The following is an 11,883-nucleotide window of genomic DNA, read 5'->3' on the forward strand; positions in this document are numbered from 1 at the left end:
GGGTCGGGCATGCCCGACCCGCAACAAGGCATCAGGAATGATCCCGTCAAAACAATAAATGTGCTCTTCCATGCAAACGAGCGACATGATTTGCAGACCACGCCCATGCCACTAACCCGACCGCCGTGAAACGCTCTCCCATCCGGCGACCACGATCATAATCACCGTGGTGAGACCATTCACCATCAACCTGTCGGTGATAAACACCACAGGAATTAATCCGGCCAGCGCCACCAGCCCGACAATATGCGACAGCGGAAACCGGCCGTAGACCATCAGTTTATAAATCGCATTGGCCAGCAGATAGACCGCCGGGCCAAGCAGCAGAACGGCTGCTGCCGCCGTATCGATATGTCCATCGGGATGGGCGATCACCAGCTCATTGGCTACGGCGCAGACAATAATCGCGCCGACCAGCACCACATGAACATAATGGAAGCAGGCACCCATCTGTCCCGGATTATCCGCATGTTGTATAGCATGACTGCCTGCCTTGCTGCTGGTATCGAAATAGACCCACCACATTGCCAGGCTGCCGATAAAAGCCACCAGCGAGGCAATAATGATCGGCGCATCCCACACGTCGGTTTCACTGAGCGTTGCGCCAGTAATCAGAATGGTTTCCCCCAGTGCGACAATAACAAACAGCTGACAACGCTCCGCCAGATGGTGCCCTTCTATGGTCCATTCACTGCTGCTGTCTGAACGGCCCAGGCCCGGCAGTGGGAAACCGAACATCGGTGAGAAGTAGGTACAGGCGACAGCTATCCCCCACAGCACAAGGCGTTCCGGCCCTTCTGCAATGCCACCCCACAGCCAGAACACCCCAGAAATACACATCCAGCCGAGGATGCGCTGGAAATTACGCCGCAGCAAATGCCCGGCGGGCAGTAACCATAATGTGACAGCGCTGCGCCCAACCTGCATCGCAACGTAAAACAGGGCAAATATCCAGCCACGGTCACCGAATGCCTGCGGCAGTGCTGAAGAGGCAAACAGGCCCAACAGCATCACACCAAACAGCAGCAGGCGAATTTGTCGGGTTTCAGGATCGAACCAGTTGGTGACCCACGCGGTATACTGCCAGGCGAGCCAGACGGCAAACCACAGCAGCAGGGTTTCCAGTGCGCCAGTGAGCGTCAAATGATGCAGAAGATAATGGGAAAGTTGAGTGACCGCGAAAACGTAAATCAGGTCGAAAAGAAGTTCAGAAAATGACACCGTTGCGCCGTGGCCATCACGTACGCGAAGCAGAGTTAGCGCCATGGAAATGTTCCTGAAAAGGGGGCATTACATTGATAATAGCGAGACGCCCGAAACAGGAACATGTTTTATTGATGTCGGGCAGCGCCTTATTGGCATGATAAAGAGGGAATACGATGTTTTTAACATCTTCAGATTATCAACAGGCGGTTACATCGCTGGCAGCAGACGAAGAAGAACTGCTTGCGGCAGTGGCATTTTGGGGAAAAGGGGCAGACACGATGATCTGCCCACGCGTCGGTCAGCGCGCCAGGCTGATTTGTAATGTAGACAGCGGCGCCACCAATCCCCAGGTGATCAAAGCGCTGCGTGATAGGCCGGGCGTGACAATACGCCAGTCGGACAAACTGCATGCCAAAGTCATCGCCGGGGCGAAACAGGCGCTGGTCGGTTCGGCCAATTTTTCCGCTAACGGATTAAATCTTGAAGGCAGCGAGCAGTCCTGGTGGGATGAAGCCGGACTGTTAACCGAGGACCCCGGGCAGATCGCAGCTATCCATCAATGGTTTGCCGCGCAGTGGGAAGCATCACGCGACATTAGCGATAAAGACCTGCAACTGGCCCAGCTGCGATGGTCACAGCGGCGAGCCAACCGAACCGCATCGGCACCGATTCACGCATTTGAACGCCTGCGCCCCACCGATGCTGAAGACAGGGAAATCTACCTGGTGATTTATAATGAGGCGATGTCGCAGGACGGTGAAAAGGCCTTCCAGGAAGAGCAGAAAAAACGGACCTGTCAGCCACAAACGGATATCACTGTGTTACCGCCCCTGTATGAAGGCTGGCCAGATTTGCCAACGAACACCTTGCTGATAGACCTGTATTACGAGGAAGGGAGGAAGATGGAGTGCGCGGGCATTTTTACGCGTACCCTGCAGGATATCAATTTCACCTATTCCGATGGCAGTGCGGGCCATCTGGCGTTGTGCGTTCAGGAAGACAAGGTCATGGGTTATCTGTTTGATGATAAAGAGGCCAGATTGTTCGTGAAGCAAATCCGGCCTTTTATAAAGAAAATCCTGCAACACGCTACAGGTTCAGAGAAGAGTCGCTCTGTGTGCATCCCTTTTTCAGAGGTACTCCACATCTGCCAGCAGTCACGTTAACCAGCATCAGGATGGGGACGACGCACAGTTCGTCGCCCCACCTTATCGTTACTTGATCGCCAGAGCAGCCTTGATGGTATAGAACAGATCGGTTTGATCGGTCAGACCGACCACATTCGCCGCATGAGGACCATATGCCGCAATGCGCAGTTGCGTGCCGGTGTGGCCCTGAGAATCTTCTTCCGAATTGCCGTAGCTGATGGTCATCGGGCTGCCATCTTTAGTGATCAGCGTCTGCGTCAGGCCCGGTGCCTTGCTGTCATTGGCAATGATCTGGCTGGAGTGCGCATGGTCAGCGGTGACAATCACCAGTGTGTTGCCGTCCTTACGCGCAAATTCCAGCGCCTTTTGTACCGCTTCATCCAGATCGACCGTTTCACCAATCTGGCCGCACGGATTAGCCGCATGATCCTGCTTATCAATAGATGCCCCTTCCACCTGAAGGAAGAAGCCCTGCGGCTTGCTGCTTAGCAGTGAGATGGCTTTATCGGTCATCTGGGCCAGGGTTGGCGTTGATGCCGGACGTTCCGCATTCACTTCACAGGTGATCGGTTTCCCGTCCAGGTTACCGTGATAAGTGGCTTTCGGCCCTTTCCAGCGCACCGGCATATTGCCGTCAGCAAACAGCCCCAGTACCGGCTTATCGTCGCCCGCTTCGCTCAGGCCGTTCATCCCCTCGAGATCGCTCACCAGCTGATAGCCGCGCAGCTTCGCCTGCTCTTGCAGAGTTTTGCCCTGCCATTCGCCCGCTTTCGCCGTCTCACTGAAGGTTTTCCCACCGCCGCCGAAAGTGACGTCCGCGCGGGCATTCAGCAATTGCTCAGCGATGGAACCTTTACCGCCCTTTTCCAGCGCGTTGGTGGCACAGAGTTCGCTGGTTTTCACCGGGCCATAGCATTTACGTGAGGTAACATGGGCAATCTGCGCGGCCGGGGTGGCATCTTCCAGTTCGGCGGTAGATACGTTACCCGTGGCTTTACCGGCGGCTTTAGCCAGTTCCAGCAGTGAAGGATAATCTTTACCGTTCACATCCACGCCGATGGCGCCATTATAGGATTTTACCCCGGTGGCCCAGGCGGTGGCAGAAGCCGCAGAATCGGTGACGTAGTCGGGTTTATGGCTTTTTTTATCCAGCGAGTAATGGGTGTACTGACCGGTCAGCGGCAGTGCATCAATACCTTTAAAGAAACCGCCCGCACCTTCTGCATAGTTACGCGCTGCCGTGATTTCAGAGTCACCCATGCCATCGCCGATCAGCAAAATGACATTTTTCGCCGTGGTATTGTTTAACGAGGCTTTAATTGCCTCGGTCTGATCACCGGTCAGGCGGCGTGCACCACCGGGCTGGGTGATATCCCCCTGTGCGGCACGATTCCAGGTGGCAATATCCGCCACGGCAGAGGAGCAAATCAGCGAGGTCAGCAGGGAAAGAGCAAAGGCTTTGTGTTTCATTGTTGGCGATCTCCATGAATAAATTTAACTTAATGTTTCTGCGCCACAGTCTGCGATACAACTATTTCATTTTCGTGTCAGCCACGTGACAGGGAGATTTCATCGCCGGGTATGCTGATGATGGAATTTTGCGACTGCTCATGAGTTAAGCGAATAGAACCATAGGGAAAAATACTACTTGACCCATTAACGGCGACTGCCTATAGTACCGCCCCGTTACCCCCTGTGGGTGACGGCAGTAAAATATGGTGAGGTGTCCGAGTGGCTGAAGGAGCACGCCTGGAAAGTGTGTATACGGCAACGTATCGAGGGTTCGAACCCCTCTCTCACCACCATATTCTGAGAGAATGCCTGAACGAAAGTTCAGGCATTTTTTTTGCCTGTCATTCCGTGGAGAGAGGGAGTGAAGAACCCTCGCCAGGGTTCGACAAAACGGCAGGATAGCCGTTTTGCACAGCCGCAGGCTGCCCGTAGGGCGAGCGCCAGGGATGGCGCGAGTGATCCCCCTCTCTCACCACCATATTCTAAGAGAATGCCTGAACGAAAGTTCAGGCATTTTTTTTGCCTGTACGTAGGGGTCGGGCATGCCCGACCTGGACGAGGCATGCCTCGCCCCTACATCAGGGAAGGTACGAGTCTCGCCCTATTCAAGAATAATGCCTGTACGTAGGGGGCGGGCATGCCCGACCCGGGACGAGGTATCAGGGATGACCCCATCAAAACAATAAATGTGATCTGCCGCACAAACGGACTACTCGAATATCCTCCACATTTATTATCTTGACCCCCTTTATTCTCACCTCTTATAACAGCCAGGTATCCCATGAATGATATTACCCAACTGCTGAAAAGCCATCGCAGCGATCGTAGCTACCTTGATAAACCTGTCGCCGACAGCATTATTGATGACATTGTTGAAGCAGCGTGGCTTGCACCGACCTCCGTCAACTCGCAGCAGGTATCACTGGTTGTTGTACGCGATGCCGCTACCCGCGCCCGCATTGCCGAAATCGCCGGTGGCCAACCGTGGATCGCAAAAGCACCGGTATTTATCACCTTCGTGCTGGATATGTACAAAAGCCAGCAGGGTATTGCCGCAGAAGGTAAAACGCAGATTGCGCATGAAAGCCTGGAAAGCCTGATCTCTGGATCGACTGATATTGGTATCGCGCTGGGTGCGGTGATGACGGCGGCCCGTTCACACGGGCTGGGCGTCGTGCCGATTGGCGGGATCCGCCGTGAACCAGAAGCCATGATTGAGCTGCTGAATCTGCCTGAACTGACCTTCCCGGTGGCGGGCGTGGTGCTGGGCTATGTCGATGAACCCGCCGTGCAGAAGCCCCGCATGTCGCTGGCAGGCTTCCGTCACGAAGAACGTTATGACAGCACCTCATTGCCAGACGTGATTAAAGCTTACAACGAAGTTCTGGTGGCACACTGGAACAGTACCGGGCGTACCGATGGTGATAACTGGGGCAACAACACCGCCAGCTATTATCAGAATATCTATTTCCCGAACGTTCAGCCGGCTATCCTGAAACAGGGTTTCGGCATCAATAAATAAACAAAAAAAGCCCGGCACTGCCGGGCTTTGATTCGTACAGGGCGATCGCAGACCGCCCCGCTTTCATCTCTGATTAACTGTAAGCAAGCAGTGCTCGTTGGCAAAGCTCTGAACGCACACAGTCCTCTTTATCAAAACGTACCACGCCAATCATCTCGTCTTCCTCGAAGCGCGCCATCGCGTCGCTGAGGCCAGACTTCACATGAGCCGGCAAGTCACACTGGGTGATATCACCGTTAACGATGACCGTGACGTTTTCTCCAAGGCGAGTTAAGAACATTTTCATTTGGGCTGCGGTGACATTCTGCGCCTCATCCAAAATAACCACCGCGTTCTCGAAGGTACGACCGCGCATATAGGCAAAAGGCGCAATTTCCACTTTGCCTATTTCGGGGCGCAGGCAGTACTGCATAAAGGACGATCCCAGACGTTTAACCAGAACGTCATATACTGGCCGGAAGTACGGGGCAAATTTCTCGGAGATATCTCCGGGCAGGAATCCCAAATCCTCATCTGCCTGAAGGACCGGACGAGTCACTATGATCCTGTCGACATCCTTATGTATCAGGGCCTCGGCTGCTTTCGCAGCGCTGATCCAGGTTTTACCGCATCCGGCTTCGCCGGTGGCAAAGATCAGCTTTTTGTTTTCTATGGCGTGGAGATAGTGCGCCTGAGCTTCATTTCTGGCTTCAATCGGTGAATGGTCGCGGGTATCGCGAGCCATACCAATGGAATCCAGCCCACCCATCTGCACCAGCGAGGTGACCGATTCTTCTTCACGCTGACGATGACTGCGTGAATCGCTACGAAGCACACGTTTTGCTTCACGACGCGCTTTGATCACTGCTTTCTGTCTTCCCATAGTGGCACCTTACAGTTGGTTTCATTTCCCGCATCGGTATATCGATGCGATTACGTGAACGCTTTAGAGGTCGTGGCTTCCTTTTAAGCCTTGTCTGGCCGTTGAAACAAATGCACAGCAGAAATCATGCCCGCCATGCACCGGTAAGGGTTAAAGGAATTGAGTAGCCGTTGAGTTGTGAAAGAAGAGAAAGCTGAAGAGGAAATGTTTTCCTCGCAAATATTCGCGATATGAGACTTTTTGACGACTGGCCCGGTAAAGGACTTCTGCATTCGCTATCTCCAGAGTGGAAAACTATATGCGAAAATCAACAGCAATTTCATATTCTTCATATTAGCGAAGAAATGCAACACTTTTTTTAACGTTATTATGACATTCAGATGAATGCATTTAAAATCATGAAGTTATAATTATATGTTTATTAACAATGGCGAGGTGGCGAAGATGGGTTGTGTGATTTTTAATCAGTTTGATTTTATTGATGCTAAGAATCATCCCAGCATAACGAGCTTAGAATTAGCGGATTAAGATTAATCCGCTAATTAAGATTAAGCCTCCAGCAATCCCTGTGCCAGATAGTGCTGGGCATCGGCAACGCCGGGAAGAACGAAGAAATACCCCCCGCCGATCGGTTTTATATATTCTTCCAGCGCTTCGCCATTAAGTCGTTTTTGCACGGCCAGAAAACCTTTTTCTAAATCGTGCTGATAACAAACAAATAACAGCCCCATTTCCAACTGTCCGGCGTTAGAGACACCCAGAGAATAGCTGTAACCACGGCGCAGCATCAGGCTGCTTTGCGTTTCCGGCGTACGCGGGTTCGCCAGACGGATATGCGCGTCCATCGGGATGACATCCCCGTTGGGATCACTCGCATAATCCGGCACATCGTGCTCTTTGTGCATACCCAGTGGCGCACCGCTGTGCTTTTCACGACCAAAGATGGTTTGCTGTTCACGTAACGGCGTACGGTCCCAGAACTCCACATGGAACTGAATGATACGTGCCGCCTGATAGCTGCCGCCCAGCGTCCACGCCGGTTCGCCCTGCGCTTTGCTGACCCACAGAATATTATCCATCAGACTGTTATCGGTGCTGTCCGGGTTAGCCGTACCGTCCTTGAAGCCCAGCAGATTAATCGGCGTCTCTTTGCCTTTGCTGCGCGCTGCGTGGTCGGAGATAAACCCTTCACGCCGCCAGCGTACGCTCAGCAGATCCGGCGAATGCTTGATAATATCGCGCAGCGCGTGGATGACCGTATCATTGGTATTGGCGCAAATCTGCAACAGCACATCGCCGTGGCACAGGCTGGCATTAAGCGAATCGTTAGGGAAGCGCGTCATCCGCTGTAATTTCAGCGGCTTCAACGCTTGCAGGCCAAAGCGCTCGTCGAACAAAGAGGTACCAACAGAAACGGTAATGGTGAGGTTATCCGGGTAGATGTCCTCCCCCAGAATGCCAGAGTCCATCGGTGGCAGCTGCGGGTTGGTCACCAGCGGTGCTTTACCTCCGGTGGTCAGAAACGCAATGCGGTCGGTTAACAGCCTGAACAGACGCACCAGATCGGCTTTGTCCGTGGCCAGCACATCAAACGCCACCAGCATCATGGCCGCCTGCTGCGGCGTGGTGATCCCCGCCTGATGCGCACCATAGAACGGCTGACGTTCCTGGCGGGCGCCAGGTGACAGCGTTCCGGGTGATGAGGTTTTCTCGTCACTGGCCGCATGAACCGGACAACCGCCCGCCACTACCAGGGCACCACTGAGGATGCCCATTCCTTTCAGTAAACGACGACGTGACGCTAACGCCACACCGTCAACAGGTTTTGCCATTTCTGATTAATCCAGACCGAGCGTACCACGCAGCAGGGAAAGGTCTTCGGCCAGCGCCGTAATAGGACCTTTCAGTGCCGTGCGATCGGCATCAGTCAATTTCTCGTAAGATTCATAGCCGTCTTTGGTACGGTACTTCGCCAGAATGGTATCGACTTTTTTGAAGTTACCGTCCACTTTCGCCAGCAGTTCAGGGTCAGATTTCTGCACCAGCGGACGCAGCAGGTTGACGATCTTCTGCGCGCCATCAACGTTGGCCTGGAAATCCCACAGGTCAGTACGGCTGTAGCGGTCTTCTTCACCCGAAATTTTGCTGGAAGCGACTTCCTCAATCAGACCCGCAGCACCGCCAACCACTTTGCCCGGAGGGAAAGCCAGTTCACTGATACGGGTCTGCAGATCCAGCACATCTTTGTACAGCTGGTCGGCGAATTTATCCATACCTTTGGTGGTGTTATCGGCAAATAACACTTTTTCCAGACGGTGGAAGCCGGTGAAATTAGGGTCCTCTGCTTTCTTCTCGAAATCATCTTCGCGGGCATCAATCCGGCCATCAAGATCGGAGAACAGCTCAGCAATCGGCTCAATACGCTCGTAGTGCTGACGGGTTGGCGCAAACAGGGCTTTCGCTTTCGCCAGATCGCCCGCTTTCACGGCATCAGTGAAAGCTTTGGTGCCGGTGACCAGCTGGGCCACTTCCTGAGTGACATACAGCTTATAATCAGCAATCGGCCCAACCAGTTGCAGTACATCCGGCTTGCCGTCGTTCACTTTACTGCCGTTCGCTTTCACGATCAGCTTGCCTTTCGGGTTGCTCAGCAGGCCGCAGGTAATATCGTACTCACCCGCTTCCAGATTCGCGGTCAGCTTCTGGGTGAAGGATGGCGCGATATTTTCACGCTCTTCCACCACCATTACGCCTTTCAGAATCTCCCACTCCAGCGCTTTCTGGCTGTTGTTCTTAATGATGAACTGCGTTTTGCCTGCATCCACGGTCAGTGTCATCGGTTCACACTGTTTATCGGTCACGCTGACGTTAACCTGTGGGATATCGGCAGCCAGCGCTGCGCCGGATGAAGTCAGGGCGGCCAGCAGGGCAGCATTCAGTGCGTGGCGGCGAAAGTGTGTGGTCATTGAGTCATCCCAGTCAAAGTGTTGTTAACGGCAGACCATCAGCCTGCCAGACAGATTCAGCGCGTGGTACGCGCAGAGGTCGATACAGAGCGCGCAGGCAGTGCAAACAGCAGCAACGCAGGAATCAGATAGATAAACCACACCGCGACTTCACTGACGCTTGGCGCTTCCTGATAGCCCAGCAGGCCCTCCAGTAAGGTGCCAACAACGCTGTGGGTGGTCAGGGTGTTACTCAAATCAAACGCCACGTCCTGGAAGTGATTCCATAACCCGGCTTCATGAAAGGCACGGATCGCCCCTGCGGCCAGTCCGGCAGCGACGAAAATAATGAACAGGCTGGTCCATTTAAAGAAGCTGGCCAGGTTAAGGCGCACCCCACCCCAGTAAATCAGCATACCCAGCACCACCGCAGTGCCAAGGCCGAGCATCGCACCCAACGGTGGCGCATAACCTACATCCTGCTGGAACGCGGCCAGCAGGAAAAAGACGGATTCCAGCCCTTCACGCGCCACGGCAAGGAACACCATCATGATCAGCGCCCAGCCGCTGCTGTTGCCCTTCTGTAACGCGCTATCAACAGCCTCTTCCAGCTGTGCCTTTACGTTACGTGAGACTTTACGCATCCAGAACACCATCCAGGTGAGGATCACCACGGCAACGGCGGCAACCAGGCCTTCAAACAGCTCCTGCTCTTTCTGCGGGAACTCGCCCGTGGTTTCATTGATAAACCAGCCGAGTGCAAGGCACAGCGCGGCAGCAACAAACACCCCAATCCACATGGCACCAAACCACTGACTGCGCTGGGTGCGTTTCAGGTAACTGGCGATCAGGCTGACAATCAGCGCCGCTTCCAATCCTTCGCGTAACATAATAAGAAACGGGACAAACATGCCATACACCTCAAAGCGTGAAATTAGGTCAAAACCAGTAAAGATAAGTAAAATAAAAACGATATTGATTATCATTATCGGGCGACTAATTACAAGATGGCGGAACGATATTTTCGTGTTTTGCGAGATGGGAAAAATTAAGCAAATGTAACGATGACGACAGGGCTTTCTCCCGCTCGTTCCCGACGGACAGACAGGAGCGAGGGCATAAAACGGGAAAGCGAGCTGAATTGCAGAGGGGGAAGATTCGCTGGTACCGGGCGGCACCAGCGAAGAGGAGAGCTTAGTCGGCCTGATATTCGGCTTCAGCGGCATCAAAACGCTGCTCAGCAGCGGCAGATGGCCCTTTGCCCAGCAGGCTGAAGACCACAATCGCGATACTGCCGAACAGGAAGCCTGGAATAATCTCGTAGAGGTCAAACCATTCGTATTGTTTCCATACCAGCACGGTCGCCGCACCGACGATCATCCCGGCCAGTGCACCGTTACGCGTCATACGTCTCCAGACAAGAGAGAGCAGAACCACCGGACCAAATGCCGCACCGAAGCCAGCCCAGGCATAGCTCACCAGACCCAGTACACGGTTGTCCGGATTCGCGGCCAGCGCAATAGCAATTGCCGCCACCAGCAGCACCATCAAGCGCCCCACCCACACCAGCTCACGCTGGCTGGCCCCTTTACGCAGGAAGTTCTTATACAGATCTTCCGTCAGTGCGCTGGAGCACACCAGCAGCTGGCAACTGAGCGTTGACATCACCGCCGCCAGAATCGCGGACAGCAGGATCCCGGCAATCCATGGGTTAAACAAAATGCGCGCCAGTTCAATAAAGATACGCTCACTATTCTGCGAAACCTCGCCCGCCAGTGCAGGGTTGTTCTGGAAGTAGGCGATACCAAAGAAGCCCACGGCGACAGCACCCGCCAGGCACAGAATCATCCAGATCATCCCGATACGACGTGCGGTACGAATAGAACGGTGAGAATCCGCCGCCATAAAACGCGCCAGAATATGCGGTTGGCCGAAGTAGCCCAGCCCCCAGCCCAGCAGGGAGATAATCGCCACAAAGTTGAGATTTTTCAGCATATCGACATTGGCAAGGCTCTTGGCTTTGATCACGACCATCGCATCGTCCAGACCACCGACCGCAAGAATGACCATCACCGGCGTCAGGATCAGGGCAAAAATCATCAGGCTGGCCTGCACCGTGTCAGTCCAGCTGACCGCGAGGAAACCGCCGACGAACGTATAAACGATAGTCGCAGCAGCACCGGCCCACAGGGCTGTCTGGTAACTCATACCGAAGGTACTTTCGAACAGTCGCGCACCCGCCACCACGCCAGAAGCGCAGTAGATGGTGAAGAAGATCAGGATGACCACGGCGGAGATCACGCGCAATAGCTTGCTGGTGTCTTCAAAACGGCTGGAGAAGTAGTCCGGCAACGTCAGGGCATTGCCGTGATGCTCAGTCTGCACGCGCAAACGGCCCGCGACAATTTTCCAGTTCAGATACGCCCCCAGGGTCAGGCCAATGGCGATCCAGCTTTTTGAAATCCCGGCAAGGAAGATAGCGCCCGGCAGGCCCATCAGCAGCCAGCCGCTCATATCGGACGCACCGGCAGAGAGTGCCGTCACAACAGCACCTAAACTACGACCACCGAGAATATAGTCATCAAAGTTTTTCGTTGAACGGTATGCGATGAAACCAATCAGCACCATGCCAAGAATATAAACACAAAATGTCACCATCATGGGTGTACTTACAGTCATTTAAGTTCT

9 protein-coding genes and 1 tRNA gene are annotated in these 11,883 nt (G+C 53.9%); 3 read left to right on the forward strand and 7 right to left on the reverse strand.

The window, feature by feature from the left end:
* Positions 1-111: 111 nt before the first annotated feature.
* Positions 112-1,266 carry a low temperature requirement protein A gene (locus FY046_RS01825; RefSeq protein WP_421506217.1) on the reverse strand — a complete coding sequence of 385 codons (1,155 nt, stop codon included), beginning with the start codon at positions 1,264-1,266 and terminating at the stop codon, positions 112-114.
* Between the two features lie 113 nt (positions 1,267-1,379).
* Between FY046_RS01825 and FY046_RS01830 the strand changes: the two genes are divergently transcribed.
* Positions 1,380-2,372, forward strand: coding sequence for a hypothetical protein (locus FY046_RS01830; protein ID WP_446185666.1), 993 nt, complete (start codon positions 1,380-1,382; stop codon positions 2,370-2,372).
* A 48-nt stretch (positions 2,373-2,420) separates the two neighbouring features.
* On the opposite strand, the gene phoA is transcribed toward FY046_RS01830, so the two are convergent.
* Positions 2,421-3,824, reverse strand: coding sequence for an alkaline phosphatase (phoA, locus tag FY046_RS01835; protein WP_133841731.1), 1,404 nt, complete (start codon positions 3,822-3,824; stop codon positions 2,421-2,423).
* Between the two features lie 247 nt (positions 3,825-4,071).
* On the opposite strand from phoA, the gene FY046_RS01840 reads away from it, so the two are divergent.
* Both FY046_RS01840 and FY046_RS01845 read left to right on the forward strand, forming a co-directional pair.
* Positions 4,072-4,159 (forward strand) — tRNA-Ser (locus FY046_RS01840).
* Between the two features lie 488 nt (positions 4,160-4,647).
* On the forward strand, positions 4,648-5,388 hold the full coding sequence (locus FY046_RS01845) for an NADPH-dependent oxidoreductase (protein WP_133841730.1): 741 nt from the start codon (positions 4,648-4,650) through the stop codon (positions 5,386-5,388).
* A 73-nt stretch (positions 5,389-5,461) separates the two neighbouring features.
* On the opposite strand, the gene phoH is transcribed toward FY046_RS01845, so the two are convergent.
* From phoH to putP, 5 genes are all read right to left on the reverse strand, one after another.
* Positions 5,462-6,250: a phosphate starvation-inducible protein PhoH gene (phoH, locus tag FY046_RS01850; protein ID WP_133841729.1), complete on the reverse strand. Its 789-nt coding sequence runs from the start codon at positions 6,248-6,250 to the stop codon at positions 5,462-5,464.
* A gap of 548 nt (positions 6,251-6,798) precedes the next feature.
* Positions 6,799-8,082 (reverse strand): iron uptake transporter deferrochelatase/peroxidase subunit, encoded by a 1,284-nt coding sequence (efeB, locus tag FY046_RS01855; protein ID WP_446185667.1) that lies wholly within the window; start codon positions 8,080-8,082, stop codon positions 6,799-6,801.
* A 6-nt stretch (positions 8,083-8,088) separates the two neighbouring features.
* Entirely contained in the window at positions 8,089-9,216 is a 1,128-nt protein-coding gene (efeO, locus tag FY046_RS01860; RefSeq protein WP_159336462.1) for an iron uptake system protein EfeO, read from the reverse strand.
* A gap of 56 nt (positions 9,217-9,272) precedes the next feature.
* Complete coding sequence (gene efeU, locus FY046_RS01865) at positions 9,273-10,106, reverse strand: iron uptake transporter permease EfeU (RefSeq protein WP_133841726.1); 834 nt, start codon at positions 10,104-10,106, stop codon at positions 9,273-9,275.
* A gap of 283 nt (positions 10,107-10,389) precedes the next feature.
* Positions 10,390-11,874: a sodium/proline symporter PutP gene (putP, locus tag FY046_RS01870; protein ID WP_133841725.1), complete on the reverse strand. Its 1,485-nt coding sequence runs from the start codon at positions 11,872-11,874 to the stop codon at positions 10,390-10,392.
* Positions 11,875-11,883 lie beyond the last annotated feature (9 nt).

It is taken from the genome of Erwinia sp. 1181_3 (assembly GCF_052824965.1).